At 69.4% G+C, this 21,523-nt stretch carries 14 protein-coding genes and 1 pseudogene; 13 read left to right on the top strand and 2 right to left on the bottom strand.

What is annotated here, in order from left to right; all coding sequences use genetic code 11:
• The first annotated feature begins 221 nt into the window (after positions 1-221).
• From HZS56_RS20500 to HZS56_RS20525, 6 genes are all read left to right on the top strand, one after another.
• Positions 222-668: a hypothetical protein gene (locus tag HZS56_RS20500; protein WP_216722193.1), complete on the top strand. Its 447-nt coding sequence runs from the start codon at positions 222-224 to the stop codon at positions 666-668.
• On the top strand, positions 668-2,734 hold the full coding sequence (locus HZS56_RS20505; RefSeq protein ID WP_216722194.1) for a hypothetical protein: 2,067 nt from the start codon (positions 668-670) through the stop codon (positions 2,732-2,734). The genes HZS56_RS20500 and HZS56_RS20505 overlap by 1 nt, the downstream gene beginning before the upstream one ends.
• A 53-nt stretch (positions 2,735-2,787) precedes the next feature.
• Positions 2,788-3,309 (top strand): hypothetical protein, encoded by a 522-nt coding sequence (locus HZS56_RS20510; protein ID WP_216722195.1) that lies wholly within the window; start codon positions 2,788-2,790, stop codon positions 3,307-3,309.
• A gap of 390 nt (positions 3,310-3,699) precedes the next feature.
• Positions 3,700-4,209: a hypothetical protein gene (locus HZS56_RS20515; protein ID WP_216722196.1), complete on the top strand. Its 510-nt coding sequence runs from the start codon at positions 3,700-3,702 to the stop codon at positions 4,207-4,209.
• Between the two features lie 69 nt (positions 4,210-4,278).
• The gene (locus HZS56_RS20520) at positions 4,279-6,612 is read left to right on the top strand and encodes a hypothetical protein (RefSeq protein ID WP_216722197.1); all 2,334 of its coding nucleotides are present in this window, start codon (positions 4,279-4,281) and stop codon (positions 6,610-6,612) included.
• A gap of 64 nt (positions 6,613-6,676) precedes the next feature.
• Positions 6,677-7,192: a hypothetical protein gene (locus tag HZS56_RS20525; protein ID WP_216722198.1), complete on the top strand. Its 516-nt coding sequence runs from the start codon at positions 6,677-6,679 to the stop codon at positions 7,190-7,192.
• An 8-nt stretch (positions 7,193-7,200) separates the two neighbouring features.
• Here the strand turns inward: HZS56_RS20525 and mycP are convergent, their stop codons facing one another.
• Positions 7,201-8,532 (bottom strand): type VII secretion-associated serine protease mycosin, encoded by a 1,332-nt coding sequence (mycP, locus tag HZS56_RS20530; RefSeq protein ID WP_253914565.1) that lies wholly within the window; start codon positions 8,530-8,532, stop codon positions 7,201-7,203.
• 4 nt (positions 8,533-8,536) lie between these two features.
• Positions 8,537-10,081, bottom strand: a complete 1,545-nt coding sequence (gene eccB, locus HZS56_RS20535) for a type VII secretion protein EccB (RefSeq protein ID WP_216722199.1) — start codon at positions 10,079-10,081, stop codon at positions 8,537-8,539.
• A gap of 220 nt (positions 10,082-10,301) precedes the next feature.
• Here eccB and eccE point away from each other — a divergent pair, with 220 nt between their 5' ends.
• From eccE to HZS56_RS20570, 7 genes and pseudogenes are all read left to right on the top strand, one after another.
• Entirely contained in the window at positions 10,302-11,633 is a 1,332-nt protein-coding gene (gene eccE, locus HZS56_RS20540; RefSeq protein ID WP_216722200.1) for a type VII secretion protein EccE, read from the top strand.
• Positions 11,633-12,409 carry a hypothetical protein gene (locus tag HZS56_RS20545; protein ID WP_216722201.1) on the top strand — a complete coding sequence of 259 codons (777 nt, stop codon included), beginning with the start codon at positions 11,633-11,635 and terminating at the stop codon, positions 12,407-12,409. Before eccE ends, HZS56_RS20545 begins: the two co-directional genes overlap by 1 nt.
• Positions 12,410-12,764: 355 nt before the next feature.
• Positions 12,765-15,986: pseudogene (locus HZS56_RS20550) on the top strand (SCO5717 family growth-regulating ATPase).
• Positions 15,987-16,291: 305 nt separating this feature from the next.
• Positions 16,292-18,172 (top strand): ABC transporter substrate-binding protein, encoded by a 1,881-nt coding sequence (locus HZS56_RS20555; protein WP_216722203.1) that lies wholly within the window; start codon positions 16,292-16,294, stop codon positions 18,170-18,172.
• Positions 18,173-18,191: 19 nt separating this feature from the next.
• Positions 18,192-19,223 carry an ABC transporter permease gene (locus HZS56_RS20560; protein WP_308408110.1) on the top strand — a complete coding sequence of 344 codons (1,032 nt, stop codon included), beginning with the start codon at positions 18,192-18,194 and terminating at the stop codon, positions 19,221-19,223.
• Positions 19,220-20,275, top strand: coding sequence for an ABC transporter permease (locus HZS56_RS20565; RefSeq protein ID WP_253914566.1), 1,056 nt, complete (start codon positions 19,220-19,222; stop codon positions 20,273-20,275). The genes HZS56_RS20560 and HZS56_RS20565 overlap by 4 nt, the downstream gene beginning before the upstream one ends.
• Positions 20,272-21,444: an ABC transporter ATP-binding protein gene (locus HZS56_RS20570; RefSeq protein WP_216722205.1), complete on the top strand. Its 1,173-nt coding sequence runs from the start codon at positions 20,272-20,274 to the stop codon at positions 21,442-21,444. Before HZS56_RS20565 ends, HZS56_RS20570 begins: the two co-directional genes overlap by 4 nt.
• Positions 21,445-21,523 lie beyond the last annotated feature (79 nt).

The following is a 21,523-nucleotide window of genomic DNA, read 5'->3' on the forward strand; positions in this document are numbered from 1 at the left end:
GTCGAAAAGCGGGTAGGTGCACGCCGGTCTCGTACCGAAAGCAGCCGACTGCCGCCCTCATCGACCGCACGCGAGTGCGCGCGCGGAAACGGTTGGGCCGTAGTGTTGCGTTCAACCATTGTGATCTGATCGATTGGTACGTCCGTGCAGAACAGATCACGACATGACGCGCTCCGGCGATGACCGCAGTGCTGGGCGTACAACGGGGAGGGGGCTCGGGCGTGGCCTGGGAGGAATGGGAGCAGCTGAAGCATGAGGTGGCGGAGCGCCAGTCCACCGGCATGCAGCTGAATCAGCTGCCGGCCGACGGGGGCGGAACCACCCCGGCAGGTGACCTGTCTGTCGATCAGCAGGACCTCGCCGCCATCGGCAACACGGCGTTCGACCTGTGGGACTCCCTGGGCAACCACGGCCGTGACGCCTGGTCCAGCAGCCAGTCCGCGGCCTCCGACCTCAAGAGTCAGGGGTTCAGCCTGGGCGGCGGCCTCCACCACGTCCAGGAGCGCTGGGAAGAACAACTGACGTCGCTGCTCGACGCCTGCGGGCACATATCCAATCATCTGGACTTCACCAAGAAGGTCCACCAAGGGGACGAGCACTACATCTCGGGCATGCTGAGCAGCATCTCGACCCTCGACGACGGATTCAGTGAGGAGGCGGGGCGCTGATGGATCTGGACACGCTCAGGTTTGGCCGGTTCACGACACTGGACACCGCCATCGCGGACTGGTCACGAGTGGTCGGCCACCTCGAGACGCTGGAGAAGGACGCGCGCGACGGGCTCAAGGCCGCGGCCGACAAAGCCAACTGGAAAGGCGTGAACGCCACGGTGACGCGTGAGTTCATCGCCAAGACCGCGGACGAGTTCGCCGACGCCCACACCGAGGCCACCAGCATCCACAACATCCTCAAGGACACCTACGGCGAACTCGTGGGGTACCGGGACCAGCTCAACGAGGCGATCTCCGACGGTTTGAAGAAGAACCTGACGGTGATGGACACCGGAAACGGAGCCTTCACCGTCAGCATGAACGTCCACCCCGACAGGGCCGCCGAGGGCACCTCCGTGCCCGACCACAGCCAGCAGGACGTGGACCGTCTGAGGGACGAGGTCCAGCGCATCCTGAAGGCTGCCACCAAGAGCGACGACTCGGCCGACGAGGCCCTGCGGATCCTGGTCGACCAGGCACAGTACGGCTTCTCGGGCGCCTCCTACGAGGACCGGGACTCCGCAGCCCAGGCCGTGCAGGATGCTGAGGACCTCGCGCACCTCATCAAGGACAAGGGCGACTCCATGTCACCCGAGGAGTTCGACCGGCTCACTCGTGCCCTGGGCACCTACCGCAACGACCCGCTCTTCCAGGAGAAGTTCGCCACCACGCTCGGACCGCGCGGAACGCTGGACTTCTGGGCCGATCTCGCCGACCCGTCCGACGGCGGTGATCTGCAACGGTCCCGCCACGACCAACTGGGCGACCTGCAGAAGAACCTCGGTCTCGTTCTCGCCGGGGCGACCCGCTCCGACTCCCCCGCGATGCGCCAGTGGGAGGACCAGATGGTCCAGCTCGGCGACGACCGCATCCAGACCCGCGGCACCCAGGTGTACGGCTTCCAGCTGATGAGCAACCTCATGCGTACCGGGGACTACGACGACACGTTCCTGAACAAGTACGGGAACGCGCTCGTGGAGACCGAGAAGAAGATGCGGCTGCCGGACCACTACTGGAACGCCGGCGCGCCGCCCATGCCGAAGATGAACTTCATCGGAGACGACTTCGGCCGCGACCCGGTGACGGGCTTCATGACCGCTCTGTCCACCAGCCCGGATGCCGCGACGGACTTCTTCAACACCACCCAGCCGCAGGACAACGCCGAGTGGGTACTCAAGGACCGGCCCACCTTCGACGACACGCCCCTCGATGACGACGACGCCAACCAGTCCCGCGAGGCGACCGGCAAAGCCCTGCTGGCCGCCGCCACCGGCGTCAACCCCAACGACCCGAACGCCGTGCCCGTCGAGCACACCCCGGACAACCGGCATGTCCTCGACCGTTCCCTGAAGTACCTCTCCGAAGCCGGCGACGACATGCCTTCCGAGTTCCGCGACGACATGGCCACCGTCCTCGTCAACTGGGGCGACGAGGTCCACAACACCGCCAGCGCCCTTGCGGACGACCCGAGCGATCCCGGCCAGCTGGACCGCCACCACTTGATGGAGGTGGCCAAACAGGTCTCCCGCGACCAGCACGCCTACGGCATCCTCAACGACGGCATCAACCGCGAGATGGTTCGCGACATCTACAGCGACCACCCCAGCGATCCGAAGGAAACCCTCTTGCGCGCCGGGCACACCACTGGCTTCCTCGAGGAGGCCCGCTACCAGGCGCTCAAGACGGACAAGGACGACCCGTCCTGGGACGCCAAGTGGATCTACCACGGTTTCGGCGGTGCGGCGAACTTCATCCCCGTCGTGGGCGACGCCGCCCAGCGCGGCATCGACGCGCTTGCCTACCAATGGCAGCTGGACGAACAGAAGCGCATCGACGAGGAGATCGGCCGGCAGAACGGCGACGTCTTCACCGCCCGGGAGAACCAGCTGCAGCAGTTGGCCGACGCATGGATGGATGCCAACCCCGACCACCAGGGCAACAACCGCTACACCCTCACCTCCGAGATCAACGGAGCCGCTTTCGACGGCAATGCCCGCGCTCAAGGACTGGCAGGAGACCAGTGACCAAGCACACTTCCCCCCTGCAGGGGCGGCCGCGTCGGTCGGGCGGACGCACGTTGGCCACCGGGGCCCTGGCCGCCGTCCTTTTGTTCGTCTCAGCCGGCTGCTCGGGAACCGACCGGGCCTACTCGGTGCCCGGCGACCTGTGCGGGGTGACCGTGGACTCCGATCTGCTCTCCCCGTTCCTGCCCGACGGCGAAAAACTCGCCCAGGACTCTTACGACCACGGCGCCGTCAGCCCGCGATGCCGCGTCACCGTGGACAAGTCCCTGATCATGCACATCTCCGGTGATGTGGTCGAGCGAGACACCGACCCCGTCGAGGTGAAGGAGCGCGGACTTCTGCGGCTCGGCAACCCCTCCCCCGCGGATGTGGGCGATGCGGCTCGCGTCGCGGACCAGGGGGCCATGGCGGTCGCCGACTGCACGAGAGACGACGAGCCGATGCGCTTCGTCGCGATGATCGAACTCCAGAAGGAGATCCCCGAAGAGACCTCGGAGCGCAGGTCCGATCTGACAAAACTCCTCGGCGACTACTTCCCGAAAGCGATGGCAGCCGTGAACTGCCACGAGACCTGAAACCCGCAACGCTCGCCAGCGCGCTCGTCGTGGTTCGAGGCGTCGGTGGACGAATCCGGCGGAAGTATCGTCCTCCAGCGGGCCGCCGGTGGTGAAGCTGCCGTCCAGGGCCCGGGTGGACATGTCGGGCCCTCCCTCCCCCACGCCGCTGCCGTGCATAGTGCTGCACCACCACCGGGGACTCCCCTTCGATCTCGCGACCGGGGATGGCGCGGGGCAAAGACCCCAGCGCGCTGCCGTTGCAGACGCCTTGTCCCGTCCCTGGTTGCCCTCGGCGCACGCACCGCCCCGTCATGCCGTTGCTAGGTTATGGCGGAGTCCGGTCACCGCACGGCGCCGTCCGGTCCGTGACTGCGCTGACGGTACTGCACACGGGGAAGGTTGCCGCCCATGGCATGGGACGAGTGGGAACAGCTCAAGGCCGACGCACGAGAACGGCAACAGGGCGCTGCGCACATGCAGTTGAACCAACTGGACGGAGGCGGGCCGGTTGCCCCGCCGAGCCAGTACGGGGACCTGAAGGTCAAGAACGACGCCCTGACCAAGGTCGGCAAGGACGCCCACACCCTGTACAACCAACTGTGGGACAAGGCCCGGGTCCACATCGCCAGCAGCGACAGCGCCGCGGGGGACCTGTCCAAGCAGGGCTTCGCACTGGGCGCCGGGCTTCAGCATGTGTCGAACCGGTGGGACGAGCAACTGAAGTCGCTGATGGACGCGTGCGCCCAGATCTCCAACCACATGCAGGTCACCAAGAAGACCCATGACGGTGACGAGGGTTACATCCTGCGGCAGATGAGCAGCATCGCGACCTTGGACGTCGGCTTTGACGAACGGGTCGGGGCGCCCGGAAAGAAGAACGAGATCTACGGCGAGCAGAGCCAGCAGAAGGGCGACTGACGCCCCCGCGCCGTTGCACGGTGCCCCCGATCCTTCCTTCTGAACCGACTGACGAGGAACGAACATCCCATGGAACTCGAAGCGCTGCGCGACGCCAACTTCAAGCTGGTCGACGATGCCGTGGCGGACTGGTCGACGCTCGTCAGCAGTCTCGCGGAGCTGAAGAAGGACGCCGAGGACAATCTGCACCAGGGCGCCAACAAGGCCGACTGGGCCGGCGTGAACGCCAAGGTGTCCAAGGAGTTCATCGGGAAGACGGCGGGCGAGTTCGCGGACGCCCACACTCAGGCGAGGACCATCTACAAGATCCTCAACGACACGGTGGGTGAGCTGAAGGACTACCACCAACAGCTTCTGAACGCCCTTGAGGGCGGCCGCAAGAAGAACCTCATGGTCACCTGCCACGAGGGTGGCTTCACTGTCACCACGAACGCGCCGCCCGAGGCCCGCAGCACGATGGACCAGGACAACAAGGGCGACATCACCGCGCTGCGGGATCAGATCCAACGGATTCTCAACAAGGCAACCGAGAGTGACGACTCGGCCAAGACCGTTCTCCAGGCCATCGCCGATCAGAGTTCGCTGGGCTTCTCCGACGCCGACTACAAGGACCGGGACTCCGCAGCCGAGGCCGTGAACCAGGCCGAAGAGCTGGCGGCACTGGCGCAGAAGAACCCTGACGACCTCAGTGTCGAGGACTTCGACAGACTCAACGCCGGGCTGAAGAAGTACGCCGGCGATGAACTGTTCGCCGAACGGTTCGCCACAACGTTGGGCCCCGAGGGGACATTGGAGTTCTGGGCCGGGGTCACGGACTCGCAGCGGGGAAACTGGGACTTGCAGCGTGAACGCCGCGACCAGTTCGACGACTTGCAGCGGAGTCTGGGAATGACGCTGGCCACCGCGACGCAGAGCGATTCGACGGCGATGGGCACCTGGAAGCACACGATGACCGACATCGGTGACAAGCCGCTGTACGGCGAGCGTGGTGGCCCGATGGGTTTCCAGGTCATGAGCAATCTGATGCGGGCCGGTGACTACGACGACGGGTTCCTCAGGGACTACGGCACCAAGCTCATGGAAACCGAGCGGAAGCTCACGGGGAACGGAGAGCACCCCAACCTCGCCTGGCGGCGCCTCGGGGCGGACCCCTACCTCAACCGGATGGGGGACGACAGCGGCTCGGACCCGTTCACCGGTTACCTGAAGGGACTGTCCAACAGCCCCGACGCGGCAACCGACTTCTTCAACCAGCAGTTCGTGTCGAAAGACGACCCCGACAACCCCTTCGAACGCGACACCGACGACAACGGGAAGAAGGGGAAGGTCTCCCTGTCCAACTTCCAGTACTTGTTCGAGGAACGGGACTGGCCGCAGGAGTCGAACCTCAAGGGCGACGATCTGCATACCGGACAGAACAATCTGGCATTGGCATTGGAAGCCGCGACCACAGGCCACCCGGCGGGTGAGTTGTTCCCGATGCCGAACTCTCCTGGCCACACTGCTGAACAGGCAACACTGTTCGAGAGTCTCGTGGCGTCGATCTCGGAGGACCCCCAACGACTCACGGATCACAGCTACATGTCGGACAGTATGGGTCAAATCGCTTCCGAGTATCTTCCCGATATCAACCGCGCAGCAACCGACGTAGACCCGAACCCGGATAAGAATGACGTCGACGCCCAGCAGGCATGGAAGCGCGTAGAGAACCTCTACCCAGTCTCCGGATCCTCCGCAGAGCTAAATCACAGAGATGCTTCTCGCTTCCTTTTCACTGTCGGCCAGAACCCCGAAGGGTTCTCTGCCGTAGAGGTGGGCCAGAAGAGTTATATGGCCTCCTTGATGGACTACCACTTGAATTCTGATTTGCCCGACAATCGACACCCCAATCACGATACGGAACTCACCGTCCGATCCATTGCCAGGAATTCAGGGGAAGTCTCGGGGACGCTTGCGATGGGCCGTAACGAGGCAGTTGCGTCTGGCGCTGTGGAGAGCGACGACGCCTACGACCACTCCGTGGCTCAATGGAAAAATACTATTTCAGGAACCGTCGGCCTTGGCGTTGGCGTTGGCACGTCGTTCATCGCCTCCCCTGTTGCTGGCGCAGTGGTCGGTGGGACCGCAGGAACTGTCACCAGCGTGGTCATGGAACAAATCTTCAAGGACGTGGAAGGCAGCGCGAAAGACGATGCCGGCTCGGAAATGGGCGAGAACTGGGAAAATGGACAGGATGACAACATGAAATACACCCGGCGCGCTGCTTCGGAAGCCGCAAGGGCTCACCACCATGCGCATCCCGGGGATGTCGCCACCTGGGCAGAGGAAGAAGCCGCCCAGGGCTACCTGTCCGCAGGGGATTACATGGAACGCGTTGGCACCGAGTTGGTAACGGACCTCTGACACGGAGTCAGTGGCCTGCCTGGTTCCCGTACACCTTCTGATAAGCCAGATCTGGAGTTCTCCTGTGAAAACCTATCGAATCGCGAGCTTGTCGATGGCACTAATGGCGGTGCTCTCCGGCTGCTCGGGAGGCGAACCGGAAAGTTCGTATGAGGTCCCTGAAGAACTTTGCGGCACTCCGGTGGGCCAGGACGTCCTTTCCAGACTTCTACCCGCCGGGAAAAAGATCAATGTTCAGGAGAAGACCCCCGTGCCCAGTCGCCTGCGCTGCCAGGTGAACGTCGACGGTGAAGCAGCTCTCAGAGTAAGTCAGGAATGGTGGAAGAAAGGCAGTAGTATTACTGATGTCGCCAGGGGGGTGCCTCAATTGGACTCCGCCGCATTGACCGACTCCGAAGCATTTCTGCAGTCCGGTACTGGCGCCGCGCAACACGCACGTTGCAAGAGCACGGAGCACGGCGACCAAAGTCTTTTTGTAACCGTCCAGATCTATTCGGAGGACATTGACGATCCGGCAGCTGTGAAGAAATTCGTCACCTCGTACACACAAGCTGTGGAAGACTCGCCGTCGTGCCGCTGACTCCGCTGTCAGCGATGGCTCCCCCGCCGCCGCGCGTCCCGTACCGCCACTGCTGTGCCGGCGAGGGCGGTGGCGAGGACCAGGGCGCCGACGGCTGCGTAGGTGCCCAGGCGGGTGTTGCGTTGCTCCGGGGTTTCGCCGAGGTGGAGGGGGGCGACGTCGGGGGCCTTGGCGTGGGCGTCTGACTGTTCGGCTGCGGGGGATTCCACCGGGTTGGCCGGGTCCACGTCCGTGAGGGCCTTGACCGGGTCGATCACGCCCCAGCCGACGAGGCGGTCGTGGCCGGGGATGGAGCGTTCGGCCGTCTGCTCGATCTGGGCGACGATCTGGGCCGCCGTCCACTTGGGGTACGCCGATTTCAGCAGCGCCGCCACCGCTGCCACGTAGGGCGCGGAGAAGCTGGTGCCGTTGTCGGAGCAGTGGCCGCCGCCGGGGACGGTGGAGATCATGTCGACGCCAGGAGCCGCCACGCCCACGAACTCGCCGGCCTGCGAGAAGGATGCGCGTTCGTTGTTGCGGTCGGAGGAGGCGACGGCGAGGACGCCGGCGTAGGAGGCCGGGTAGGTCGTCTTGTCCTTGCCTCCCAGGCCGTCGTTGCCCGCCGAGGCGACGACCACGACCTGCTTGTTCAGGGCGTAGTCGACGGCCGACTTCAGGGTCGCGTCGGGTTTGACGGCGTTGGCCGTGTCCTGGGAGATGTTGATGACGTCGGCGCCCGCGTCCACGGCGTGCCGGATCGATGACGCGAGAGTGTCGGCCGTGCCGTTGCCCTCCGCGTCGTTCTGCTTGATCGGGATGATCGTGGCTTCCGGGGCCAGGCCGACGAAGCCGGTGCCCTGGGCGGGGCGGGCCGCGATGATGCCGGCCACGCGGGTGCCGTGGCCGACGGTGTCGGTGGTGCCGTGGGCGTTGCCCCGTTCGATCTTCTCGCCCTTGTCGTTCTTCGCCGGCAGGTAGTTCTTGCCCTTCGACGCCTCGACTGCGTCGGCGAGTTGGGGATGCTTCGCGTCGACGCCGGTGTCGATTACCGCGACCTGAACACCCTTGCCCTTCGACTGTGCCCACATCTCGTCCAGGTTGACGCGTTGGAGCGCCCACGGCCTGCCCTCGTAGTTCTTGGAGGGGAAGGTGCACTGTCCGCTGTCGGCCGCCCGTGCCGCGGGGGCGGCGGGGAGGAGGGTGAGGGCGGTCGGTGTGGCGAGCACGGAGGCGGCGAGCGCCGTCGTCGTCAGGGTCCGGGCGGCCCGGGCGGGCCAGAGCCCGGGGGTTCCGCGTGTTCCGGGTGTCCCCGGTGTTCCGGTCTTCTGTTGCCGCATGGGGTCGGTCTTCTGGGGAGCCATGGCGTCACGAGCCCTGCGGCTGGCGTGCGGCCGACTCGGACAGGCGTGGGCCGGTGGGCAGGAAGGTCGACCATTGCACCGGAACGGGTGAGGGTTCCACGTTCTCGTAGCCGAGCCGCGTCTGGGCGATCCGGGACTCGCTCAGTTGCTGCTCGCGCTTCTTGTCGGAGGTGCCGATGCCCTTGTCGTCGGTGGCGCTGTCGCTGTTGGACTGCAGGGCGTAGCGCAGTCCGGTGTCGGTGACCAGGAAGACTCCGCCCGCCTTCGTCTCGCTGCCCTGGAACTGGCGGTACAGCTGACCGGAGCCCGGTGTCACGTAGGCGCTGGAGGAGCCGGTCGGCAAGGGGGCGGGGAAGTCGGTGCCGGCCCAGGTGGAGAGGGTGGTGCTGCCGTTCTTGGCGTTCACCGAGCGCAGGACGTTGCAGACGGTGTTGCGGCCGGAGGTGGCCGGGGTCGCGGAGGTGGCGGAGGTGGCGTCGTTGACGGTTTTCGGGCGGTACGACGGCCAGTTCCGCTGCTCCTCGAACTCGACGCTGTCGACCACCGCTCCCGGACTGACCTGCTGTGCCTCGCCTGCCTGTCCGACGTCGACGAGCGCACCGCTGTTGAGGAGCAGGGTGGCGGTGAACTCCGAGACGCGGGCCACGGTGCCGCTCTGGACGACGTAGTACTGCATGCGCCGGCCGTCGTACGCCTTGATGACCATGCCCACCTTGTCGTACTGCCCGAGCGCGTCGGAGGCCCCCGCGGTCGCGCCGGGCGTGCCCTTGATCTCCGGGATGTCGATCGGGTCGCCCTTGTGGAGGGTGTCCAGCCATTCCTGGGAGACGCGCTGCGGGTCCCGGCCCTGGGTGTCCAGGGCCTTGAGGAGTTCCTTGTCGGCCGGGTCGGCCAGGGGGTAGGCGGAGCCGTCGGAGTCGACCACGTAGGTCGAGGTGCCGTCCGGTCCGACGACGTACATCAGGTCTCCCCCGGTGAGCCTGTTCCCGCCCTCCGTCCTGCGCCAGTCCTTCTCGGCGAGGACGAACGCGGCCTTCTGGACGGCCCGGCCGCCGGGGCCGGGCCGTTCGCAGACCGCCCAGCGCTTGGCCTGTTCGGCGTCGCCGGAACCGGGCAGGCGGTCGGGGGCGTAGGGGATGCCGATCGTGGCGCCGTGCGGTGGCTCGCCGCTGTCGAGGACGCCCTCGTCGACCGTGATGACGCCGTCTTTGTCGGGGTCGAGGAGGAGCTTGGCGGACGCCATGTTGAGGACCGGGTGCAGTTGCTTCTTCCCGTCGGTCTTCAGGACGACGTACCGGGTCGTGGAGTCGCTGGCCACGATCACGTGCCCGCCGGCCTCGTCCCAGCCCTTCGGTGCGGTCGGGCTGAACAGTCCGACCGCACCGAACACGGCGAGGACGACGATGCCGACGACCGCGCCGGGCACGATCGCCCGCAGTGGCCTGGGGGCGCCTTCCTCCGAACCGGAGGGCGATGGCTGCAGAAAAGACGCGAGTGTGCGGCGCTTCGCGAAGGTGTAGGCGTTCAGTTCATCGCGCCGTGATGCCATGTGTCTTCGTATTCTCCCCGTGCGAGGGCGTGGCGGAGCGGGGGACGCAGCGGTCGGGCCACTGATCCCTCCGCGCCCCGGTTGCCTCCGGAACCTCGGCTGTCAGACTCGGCCCCTACTATGCCTGTTGCCGGACGGTGCATGGAGCACGGGTAGGCTTCCGGAGCCTGTCGTGTGCCGAGCACGATGTCGTTGGTGAGAGGTCGGGGGATCTGGAGTGATGGCTTCCGCGTCGCGGACCCGGTCGCGCACGCCTTCGGTGCCCCGTCGTTCGGACGCGGCGCCGGACACGGGGGGTGCGGCGTCGGCCGCCAGGACCTCTGTCACACCGCACCTGCGGGCGAGGCCGGCGCGCGGCGGTTCCGCCACTCTGCAGCGGCTGGTGCTGCTGGAGTTGGCCGCCGCGCTGGCGGTGTGCGGCTGGCTCCTCGGGACGGTGGCGATGGTGCCGTCGGGCGCCGCTGCCGTGGTGCTGGTGCTTCTGGCGGTGGTACGCCGACGCGGACGCTCTCTTCCGCAATGGCTGGCCAGTCATCTCGCGCTGCGTGCCCGTCGGCGCGGTGCGGCGCTGGTCGCGGTCCCGGAGGGCGTCGACCCCGGGCTGGTCCCGGCGGTGGAGTGCGAGCCGAACCTGCGCACGTACAGTTTCGTCCACCGTGACGAGCGTGACCGGCGGCCGGTGGGCATGGTGGGTGACGGGGGCTTCCTCACCGCCGTACTCCAGGTCGAGGCCGACGCCGGGGCGCTGCGTGCCGAGCGCGGCCGCAGACCGCTGCCGCTCGCCCTGGTCCGGGACGCGCTGTACGTCGACGGCATTCGTCTCGAGTCGGCGCAGATCGTGCTGCACACACAGACCGCGCCTGCGCCCCACCTTCCGCCGCAGTCGGTCGTGGTGACCAACTACGCGCAGTTGCAGTCCGGGATCGCTGCGCCCGCCGTCCGCATCATGTGGATCGCGTTGAAGCTCGATCCCGAGCTCTGTCCCGACGCGGTGGGCGCGCGCGGTGGCGGGCTGGCGGGGGCACAGAAGTGTCTGGTGCGGTCGGCCGAGCACCTGTCCAGCCGGCTGACGGGTGCCGGCTTCCGGGTGAACCTGCTGACCGAGGACGAGGTGTCGTCCGCCCTCGCCACCTCGATGTGCGCCAACCCGATGGTGACCGTCCAGTCGGGGCAGGGCGATGCCCCCCGGCGACGGACCGAGGAGTCCGGCCGCAGTTGGCGGTGCGACAACCGGCGGCACACCACGTACTGGGTGCGGCGTTGGCCCCAGTTGGGCGGCCAGGGCGCCGGGGTGCTGCCGCAGTTGGTGGCCCAGCTGACGGCGGTGCCCGCGCTGGCCACCACGTTCAGCCTCACGCTGGCACCGAGCGGCCGGCAGGACGTGACGATCGCGGGGCACCTGCGGGTCACCGGCCGCAGCAGCACGGAGCTGGCGGACGCACGCCGGAGCCTGGAGGACGCCGCGCGCCGAACCCGGACCGGGATCGTACGTCTGGACCGCGAGCAACTGCCCGGCATGCTCGCCACCCTGCCGCTCGGAGGTGTCCGCTGATGGCCACTACGCCGTTCACCGCTCGCCCTCCTGCGACCGCCGCCTCCGGGCAGCCGGTCCCCGGCCTGCGGGAGCGCCTGCGCACCGGATTCGGTCTGCTCGGACCCCGTCACCCGCGGCACACGCTGTCCATGGCCCAGGTCGACGGGCTCGGCCTGCCCGTGGGGGACGACGGGGTCGTGGTGGGGGTCAGCAGCGAGGGGCAGCCCGCCGTGCTCGGAGTGAACCGACCGACGCCTTTCGACATCCTGTTGATCGGCGGACTGTGGACCACACAGGTCCTGGCACTGCGCGTGGCGGCGACCGGAGCGAGAGTGGCTGTGGAGACCGGCCGACCGGGGCACTGGGCGCAGGTCGTGCAGGCAGTCGGTGGCGGTCAGTCCGGCATGACCGTGCACGAGGTGGGCCGGGTCCCTCCGCAGGGCGCCTCGGCGACGGCACCGGTCCTGGTCGTCCGGGACTGCGGCATGCGTCCGCCCCGCGGGCGGGTGGTTTCCGCGCCCTGGCAGTCGGTGCTGACGCTGCTGCCCTATCTGAGTCCCCTCGCACCGCGGTTGATGCGGCAGGCACGGTTGGTGGGCGTGCAGCGTGTGTCGCCGGACGAGGCGGTGGAGATCGGCCGCGTGACCGGCCTGCCCCGCACCGAGTACGAGGCGCTGCCGACCCTCGCCGAGGGGGTCACCCTGTGGTGTACGGAACGGGACAGGCAGTACGTGATGACACAGCCGACCGATGTGGAGGCCGGCCTCCTGGGTATGCCCCGGCGGATGGACTGACCGAGTCGCACTGACCGCATCGCACTGACCGACTCGCACCGAGCGAATCACAGTGACCGAACCGCCCGGTTGTGCACGGTTTGACGTGAAAGAACGTCGCTTTTGGGTGAGTTGTGGCGTTGAACGCCGGGATGGACAGGGGTACGGGGGCATGACGGGGGTGGGTCACTCGTGATTAGGCTGGTGTCGGGCGCGACACCGGAACGCGTGGAGCGGGCGTCGGCGTCTCAAGGGGGAGAGCCGGTGGGTCGGACGACCTCGCACGGCCTCGGCCAAGGTCGAACGACAACTTCGGATGACAAGCAAGGGTCGCCCCAGCACGGCTTGAGGGTGCTCGACCACACCAGGAGGAACTGTGAGCAGCGATCGGGACGGGATCCGCGGGGGCTGGGCCACACCCGGCGATGACCAGCCCGACGCGGAGTCCTCCGTCGAGGCGACCGGCGAGTTCACCATCGACTACGCGCCACCCGCCTGGTACACGCAGAACGCGTCGAGCGGGGCGAGTGCGGCAACTGGGGCAACTGGGTCGGGGCAGGGGGGCGCTGAGGAATCGGCGGAGGACTCGGGGGCCGGGGCGCCCTCCGCTTCCTCCACGCCCTCGGCCCCGCCCACTCCTCCCGGGCCGGTTCCGCCGTTGCCGGGACTGGCTCCTCCGCCGCACGCGGCGTCGGCTGGTGGTCCTTCCGCCGTCCCGGCTCCGGCTCCGGGGGCGCCCTTCACTCCGCCGCCGCCCGCGCCGGCTCCGGGTACCGCGTTCACGCCGCCTCCGCCGCCGGGCCCCGGGGCGCCGTTCACGCCGCCCGCGCCGTTCGCCCAGCCGGCCGGGGGGCCTGCCGGGGTGCCCAGGCTGCCGGTCGGCAGCGGTTTCGAGCCGCAGCAGCCGGAGCAGCCAGAGCCCTCGCAGGAGCCGGAGCCCGCGCGAGAGCCGGAGCCCGCACAAGAGCCGGGGGACGCCTCCTCCGCTGCGCCTCCCGAGGGCGCGGCCTCTCCTGCGGCCGTGCCTGCGTTTCCGGCCGGAGGGTTCCAGCTCCAGCCGCCCGTGCCGCCGCCCGCTGCGAAGCCGGAGCCCATCGCCGCGCCCCCTGCGGAAGCCGAGTCCGAATCCGAGACCAAGTCCGAATCCGAGACCGAATCCGAGTCCGAGTCCGAGAGCAGTGGTCTTCGTGACGGGGACCTCGACAGCGGCGCCACCATGCGCTTCTCCGCGGTCGCCCTCAAGCGGGAGATCGCCGAGCGCGCCGCCTCGGAGGAAGCCGCGCAGGAGAAGGCCGCGCAGGAGGAGCCGAAGACACCCGTGGCCGACGGAGCCGGCGCCTCGGGCGAGGAGGGTGCCGCCGGACACGAAGACGCCGAAGACGACACCCCTTCCGTAGTGGCTGACGGCGCCGGTGCCGCCGACGCGTCCGGCTCCGAGCCGGAGGACGACCGCACCGGTTCCGCCGCGTCCGGGGCCACGAACGCGGACACGGACGCCGACGCCTTCCCCGCCGCGCCTCCCGCCCCGGACGCCGAGCCCGCACCGGCCGCCCTCACGGTCGTACCCGACCTCGCCCCCGAACCCGAGCCCAAGTCTGCGCCCGAGCCAGAGCCCAAGTCCGAACCCGAGACCGAGCCCGAGCCCGAGGACGCGGTGCCCGGCGCCGCCACGGCCACGGACAGCACACCGCACGACGCCGTTCCGCAGGGCGGAGTGCCGCCGCTGCCCCCGGCGTACCCGCCCGCGGCGCCCGCGCCGGCCGCCGAGTGGCCCGTACAGCCGCAGTCGGCCCCCGGTGCTCCGCAGCAGCAGCCCGGTGCACCGGCCCAGCAGCCTCCGTTCCAGCCGCAGGCCCCGCAGCCCGCACCCGCCGCCTGGAACCCGGCCGCCCCGCCGCAGCAGCCGCCCGCGCAGCCCGCGCCACAGCCCGGGTACGGCTTCCCGCAGCCGGGCGCCACACCACCGGCGCCGGCACCCCAGCCTCCCGCGCCGCAGCCGCCCGTGCCCGGGCCCGGCGCGGGGTACGGCTTCCCGCAGCCGGGCGCGCAGCCTCCGCAGGCCCAGCCCGGCGGTGGGTACGGATTCCCGCAGGCCCCGCAGGCCCCGCACGCACAGCCGGCACAGCCGCAGCCCGGTGTGCCGCAGCCGCCGCAGCCCCCGGCGGACGCGCAGACCCCGCCGGCCGCGCAGCAGTCGGCTCCGCCTGCGGCGGGGTTCCCGCAGCAGGGGCCGCCCGCCCAGCCGTTGCCCCAGCCGGGCCAGGCCCCGCAGCAACAGCCTCCGCAGCAGCCCGTGGACCCGCGGGCCGGCGCCGCCTGGCCGCAGCCCATTCAGCACGACCAGCGTCAGCCCACCAACCCGGGGGCGGCGCCGCTCGGTTACACGGCGGCCGTGGAGCTGTCGTCGGACCGGCTGCTCAACAACAAGAGGCAGAAGACGAAGAGCAGCCGTCCGGCGGCGGGCGGTTCGCGGTTCAAGCTGGGTGGGAAGAAGGAGGAGGCGGAGCGGCAGCGGAAGCTGGAGCTGATCCGCACGCCGGTGCTCTCGTGCTACCGCATCGCCGTCATCAGCCTCAAGGGCGGCGTCGGCAAGACGACCACCACCACCGCGCTCGGCTCCACGCTCGCCACCGAGCGGCAGGACAAGATCCTCGCGATCGACGCCAACCCGGACGCCGGGACGCTCGGCCGCCGGGTGCGCAGGGAGACCGGGGCCACCATCCGCGACCTCGTCCAGGCCATCCCGTACCTCAACTCGTACATGGACATCCGGCGGTTCACCTCGCAGGCCTCCTCCGGCCTGGAGATCATCGCCAACGACGTCGACCCGGCCGTGTCCACGACCTTCAACGACGAGGACTACCGGCGCGCGATCGACGTGCTCGGCCAGCAGTACCCGATCATCCTCACCGACTCGGGCACCGGCCTCCTCTACAGCGCCATGCGCGGCGTGCTCGACCTCGCCGACCAGCTGATCATCATCTCGACGCCGTCCGTGGACGGAGCGAGCAGCGCCAGTACGACGCTGGACTGGCTGTCGGCGCACGGGTATGCCGACCTCGTCTCCCGTTCACTGACCGTCATCTCCGGTGTGCGGGAGACCGGCAAGATGATCAAGGTGGAGGACATCGTCGGGCACTTCCAGACGCGGTGCCGCGGTGTCGTGGTTGTACCCTTCGACGAGCACCTCTCCGCCGGCGCGGAGGTCGACCTCGACATGATGCGGCCGAAGGTGCGCGAGGCCTACTTCAATCTCGCGGCGATGGTCGCCGAGGACTTCGTACGACACCAGCAGGCGCACGGCCTGTGGACGTCCGACGGCAACCCGCCACCGGTCGCCGCCCCGCCGATGCCGGGCCAGGCTGTGCCGGGCCAGCCGATGCCCGGACAGGCGGTGCCCGGACAGGCGGTGCCCGGGCAGCAGCCCCAGTCGGGGCAGCACCCCGTCCCGGGACAGCAGCCCATGCCCGGACAGCAGCCGATGCCGGGACAGCAGTACGCGCCGCCGCAGCCCGGGCAGCCGTATCCGCAGCCGGGGTACGGGTACCCGCATCAGGGACAGCAGGGGCAGACCCCTCCTCCCCCGCCCCAGCAGTAGCTCCGCCGACTCTCCGGAGGCCCGCGTCGTCAACGACGGCGCGGGCCTTCGCGCGTGGTGGACGAAACCGGTGGGGCTCGGCCGCCACGCTCTCACCAGGGAGGCGCCAGTGGTCTGCGCCAATGGGAGTGACGGACTGGTCAACTTGCCGTTTCCGCAGGCCACATGGGGTTTGACACACCGTTGACGCGCGCAGACTGCCGCTGGTAGACACACACTTCATTCCGCGTTCACCACTGTTCGAGCCCGCCCCGTGCGCGAGCGCCACGGCGTCCGCGCGTGCGATGACGCGAGGTCAGGTAGTCATGAGCACACACGATCAGCACCGCAGTGGACGTACCGCACCCCGCCCGTGGAGAGCCCGTCTCCTCGCCGCGCTCGGCGCCTCGGCGCTCCTCCTCGCGTCGGGGACGGTCGCCCCGTCGGCCTCCGCCGAGGACGGGGCCGGGACCAGGACCGGGGGCGGGGGCGGGGGCGACAAAGTGCTCACCGTCGCCGTCGCGCAGAGCGTCGACTCGCTCAGCCCCTTCCTGGCGGTGCGGCTGGTCAGCACGAGCATCCACCGGCTGATGTACGAGTACCTGACCAACTACGACGCCAAGGACAACCACGTCATACCGGGCCTGGCCACCGAGTGGAAGGCGTCGCCGGACAAGCTGACCTGGACGTACACGATCCGTTCCGACTCGAAGTGGTCGGACGGCGAGCAGGCCACCGCCGAGGACGCGGCGTGGACGTTCAACAAGATGATGACCGACCCGGGCGCCGCCACCGCCAACGGCAGCTTCGTCGGCAACTTCGCGGAGGTCACCGCGCCCAGTGAGACCCAGCTGGTGATCCGGCTGAAGAAGCCGCAGGCCACGATGACGGCGCTCGACGTGCCGATCGTGCCCAAGCACGTGTGGGAGAAGGTCGACGACTTCTCGGAGTTCAACAACGACAAGGACTTCCCGGTCGTCGGCAACGGACCTTTCGTCCTCACCGACTACAAGCCCGACAGCTACGTGCGGCTGAAGGCCAACAAGGACTTCTGGCGGGGCGCCCCGAACTTCGACGAGCTGGTGTTCCGTTACTACAAGGACCAGGACGCCGCCGTCGCCGCTCTGCGCAAGGGCGAGGTGTCCTTCGTGGCCGGGTCGCCGTCCCTGACGCCGGCCCAGGCCGACTCGCTCAAGGGCGAGGAGAACATTCGCGTCAACGACGCGCCCGGCCGCCGCTTCTACGCCCTCGCCACCAACCCTGGTGCGCGGGCCAAGGACGGTACGGAGTTCGGGGACGGCGACCCGTCCCTGCTGGACCTGCGGGTGCGCAACGCGCTGTTCATGGCGGTGGACCGCAAGGCGATCGTCGACAAGGTCTTCCAGGGGTACGCGGTCGAGGGGGCGGGCTACATCCCGCCGCGCTTCCCCTCGTACTTCTTCGAGCCGTCGGGCGGGCAGGAGCTGGCCCACGATCCCGGCAGGGCCGCCCAGCTGCTCGACGAGGCGGGCTACCGGACGAACGCCGACGGCAAGCGCCTCGGCAAGGACGGCAAGCCGCTGAACTACCGCGTCCTGTGCCACGCCACCGACCCGAACGACAAGGCGGTCGGCAAGTACCTCCAGGAGTGGTGGGGCGAGCTGGGCATCTCCATCACGCTCGACTGCCTGGACAACGTGACGGACCCGTGGCTGGCCGGCGAGTACGACCTGGCCTTCGACGGCTGGTCGGTCAATCCCGACCCGGACTTCGTGCTCTCCATGCACACCTGCGACGCGCTCCCGGCGACTCCGAAGGACACCGGGGCGACCGACAACTTCATCTGCGACAAGGAGTACGACGAGCTGTACGCGCGGCAGTTGGCCGAGTACGACGCCGGCAAGCGTGCGGGGATCGTCAAACAGCTGGAGTCCCGGCTGTACGACACGGGGTACATGAACGTCATGGCGTATCCGAACGCGGTCGAGGCCTACCGCACGGACCAGATCGAGTCGATCACCACGATGCCGTCCGCCGCGGGCAACATCTACGGGCAGGACGGCTACTGGAGCTGGTGGTCGGCGATGCCGGCGGACTCCGGTGACTCCTCGGGCGGTTCGTCGTCGGCCGGCACCGTGATCGGGATCGCCGCGGGCGTCGTCGTCCTCGCGGGTCTGGCCGTGCTCTTCGCCGTCCGCCGGCGGGCGACGGCCGACGACCGTGAGTAGCACGGCCGGCCCCACCGCCGTGGAGGGCGAGCAGGGCGGGGAAGGGGCGTCCGCGGCACCCCGGGGGCCTTCCCGCAGCGCGTATCCCCGGTATGTGGCCGGGAAGCTGGCCGGCGCGGTCGTCTCCCTCTTGGCCGTTCTCGTCACCAGCTTCTTCCTCTTCCGGCTGATCCCCGGCGACCCGGTGGCGTTCATGACCGGTGGCCGTCCGGTCTCCGCGGAGCAGCTCGCCGCCTACCGGCGGGAGTTCGGGCTCGACCTGCCGATGTGGCAGCAGTTCACGGACTACTGCGCCAAGGCGCTGACCGGTGACCTCGGCACGTCGTACCAGTTCCACACACCCGTCGTCGACAAGATCACCGAGGCGCTGCCGAACACGCTGCTGCTGACCGGCACGGCCTTCGTGCTGTACACCGCGCTGGGCACCTTCCTGGGCACCCGTTCGGCGTGGCGGCACGGCGGGCTCGGCGACCGGCTCAACACGGGCCTGGCGCTGACCCTTTACTCCATCCCGTCCTTCTGGCTGGGGCTGCTGCTCATCATCGTGCTGTCGGTGGGTGTGGACCCGATCCCGGGCCTGTTCCCGACGGGAGGCATGGAGTCGGGCCGCGAGGAGGGCTTCGCCCACGTGCTGGACGTGGCGCACCATCTCGTCCTGCCGGTGGTGACGCTGGTCGCGGTGGAGTACGGGCAGACGCTGCTGGTCACCCGGTCGGCGCTGCTGGACGAGATGGGCGGCGACTACCTGACGACGGCGCGGGCCAAGGGGCTCAGGGACGACCTGGTGCGGCGCCGGCACGCCGTGCCCAACGCGCTGCTGCCGACGGTGACCCTGGTCTTCGTCAATCTGGGCCGGACCGTGGCCGGGGTGATCCTCGTCGAGACGGTCTTCTCCTGGCCGGGCCTGGGCGGGCTGTTCTACCAGGCGCTCAGCGTGCCCGATCTGCCGCTGGTGCAGGGGCTGTTCTTCGTCTTCGCCGCAGCGGTGATCCTCATGAACACCCTTGCCGACCTGCTGTATCCGATGCTCGATCCGAGGGTGGGCCGATGACCTCCGAGACCACCGGCAGCACCGGCAGCACCGGCAGCACCGGCAGCACCAACGACACGAACAGGACGAACAGCACCACCACCAGCACCGGCGCCGGCACCGGCACCGGCACCGGCACGGACAGCACCGGCACCACCCAGCCTTCGGTGGAGTCGGGTGGGCCGGGTCCGCGTGCACTTGCCCGGCGGCGGCGCCGCGCCTCCGTCGTCCGCTTCTGGAGGGAGTACCGCCGGCACCGCGCGGGTGTGTTGGGGCTGGCCGCGCTGGTGCTGTTCGTACTGGTGGCGCTGACCGCGCCGCTGACCGTCGGTTCGGACGTGGACAGCGTGACCGACGCGCCCGGACAGCCGCTGGAGAGCCCGAGTGGCCGGTTCCCGCTGGGCACGGACCAGTTCGGGCGGAACCTGCTGGGCCTGCTCGTCTGGGGCTCGCGTGTCTCGCTCCTGGTCGGGCTGCTCGCGGCGGCGCTGTCAGTGCTGATCGGGGCGCTCATCGGGATCACCGCCGGGCACTTCCGCGGCTGGTACGCCACGGTGATGATGCGGATCACGGACTGGTTCCTGGTGATGCCGACGCTGGTGCTGGCGATCGTGCTGGCGACGGTCCTGTCCCGGTCGCTCGGCACGATCGTGCTGGCGATCGGCGTGACCACCTGGCCGACCACGGCGCGTCTGGTGCGTGCGCAGACGCTGGCGGTGGAGTCGCGGCCGTACATCGAACGCGCGAAGGCGCTGGGTGGCGGGCACTGGCACGTCATGTCCCGGCACGTGCTGCCCAACGTGATGCCGCTGATCCTCGCGCAGACGACCCTGATCATCTCCTCCGCGATCCTGGCCGAGGCGACCCTGGCCTTCCTGGGACTCGGGGATCCGACGGTCGTGTCCTGGGGCGGGCTGCTGCAGGACGCGCGGGAGGCGGGGTCGGTGAGTTCCGGCGACTGGTGGTACCTGGTGCCGCCGGGCATCGGGATCGCGGTGGTGGCACTGGCGTTCACGCTGTGCGGGCGCGCGGTGGAGGCCGTACTCAATCCGAGGCTGGGGGTGTCCCGTTGAGTCTGCTGGAGGTCCGGGACCTGACCGTGACGTATCCGGGTGGTGCGGCCGCCGTGCGCGGGGCCGGCCTGACCGTGGACGCGGGCGAGAAGCTCGGGATCGCGGGCGAGTCCGGCTGCGGCAAGTCGACGCTGGCACTGGCGCTGCTGCGGCTGCTGCCGGCCGGGACGCGGGTCGGCGGGGAGATCCTGCTGGACGGCGAGGACGTGCTCACGATGAAGTGGGGACGGGTGCGGGCGGTGCGCTGGGCGGGGGCGTCGATCGTCTTCCAGGGCGCGATGCATTCCCTGAACGCCGTCCACCGCATCGGCGACCAGATCGCCGAGCCGGTCCTCCTGCACCGCAGGGCCACCCCGGCCGGTGCGCGCAGGCGGGCCGGGGAACTGCTGGAGCAGGTGGGGCTGCCTGCCGTCCGGGCACGGGCCTACCCGCACGAACTGTCGGGCGGCCAGCGGCAGCGCGTGATGATCGCGATGGCCCTGGCCTGCGACCCGCGTCTGATCGTCGCCGACGAGCCGACCACGGCGCTCGACGTGATGATCCAGGCGCAGATCCTGCGGCTCATCGAGGGCCTGGTGGGTGAGCAGGGCGTCGGCCTGATCATGATCAGCCACGACCTGGCGGTACTGGCCGACACCTGCGACCGGCTCGCGGTGATGTACGCGGGGCGGGTGGTCGAGGAGGGCCCGGCCCGGGAGGTGTACGACGACGCCCGGCATCCGTACGGCCGGGCGCTGTCGGAGGCCTTCCCCAGGATCGGCGATCCCGGTTCCCGGTTCGCGCCGCGCGGGCTTCCCGGCGACCCGCCCGACCCGGCGGCGGTGCCGTCGGGGTGCGCCTTCCATCCCCGCTGTCCGGTCGCGCTGGACGTCTGCGGCACCGAGGACCAGGCCCTTCGGGAGGCGGGCGCGGGGCGGCGCGCGGCGTGCGTGCACGTGGGGGCGGACGGCTCGGGGGCGTCAGACGGCTCGGGGGCCTCGGACGGCTCGGGGGTGTCGGACAGCGCAGGGGCAGCGGGCGGCAGCGGGGCGCCGGCCGGAGGAAGGACGACCGGCGGCGACCGCGACCCGGAGGGTTCCGGCGCCCGTACGGGCTCGGCCACGTCCGGGAGTGGCTCCGGCGGTACCGCCTCGGGGCAGGACGACTCAGTGAGGAGCAGCACCCCATGACCGGCACCCCGCCCGAGCCTCCGCCCGGCACCACGCCGGGCTCCAAGCCCAGCGCCGCCCAACACCAAACCCAAGGACC

This window comes from Streptomyces mayonensis, from assembly GCF_018982965.1.
Taxonomy (GTDB): domain Bacteria; phylum Actinomycetota; class Actinomycetes; order Streptomycetales; family Streptomycetaceae; genus Streptomyces; species Streptomyces mayonensis.

Bases quoted from the DNA above. Each gene is read 5' to 3' on its own strand.
- eccB (WP_216722199.1), bottom strand. From the start codon at position 10,081: ATGGCATCACGGCGCGATGAACTGAACGCCTACACCTTCGCGAAGCGC.
- HZS56_RS20505 (WP_216722194.1), top strand. From the start codon at position 668: ATGGATCTGGACACGCTCAGGTTTGGCCGGTTCACGACACTGGACACC.
- HZS56_RS20545 (WP_216722201.1), top strand. From the start codon at position 11,633: ATGGCCACTACGCCGTTCACCGCTCGCCCTCCTGCGACCGCCGCCTCC.
- HZS56_RS20555 (WP_216722203.1), top strand. From the start codon at position 16,292: ATGAGCACACACGATCAGCACCGCAGTGGACGTACCGCACCCCGCCCG.
- HZS56_RS20565 (WP_253914566.1), top strand. From the start codon at position 19,220: ATGACCTCCGAGACCACCGGCAGCACCGGCAGCACCGGCAGCACCGGC.
- HZS56_RS20520 (WP_216722197.1), top strand. From the start codon at position 4,279: ATGGAACTCGAAGCGCTGCGCGACGCCAACTTCAAGCTGGTCGACGAT.
- mycP (WP_253914565.1), bottom strand. From the start codon at position 8,532: ATGGCTCCCCAGAAGACCGACCCCATGCGGCAACAGAAGACCGGAACA.
- HZS56_RS20515 (WP_216722196.1), top strand. From the start codon at position 3,700: ATGGCATGGGACGAGTGGGAACAGCTCAAGGCCGACGCACGAGAACGG.
- eccE (WP_216722200.1), top strand. From the start codon at position 10,302: ATGGCTTCCGCGTCGCGGACCCGGTCGCGCACGCCTTCGGTGCCCCGT.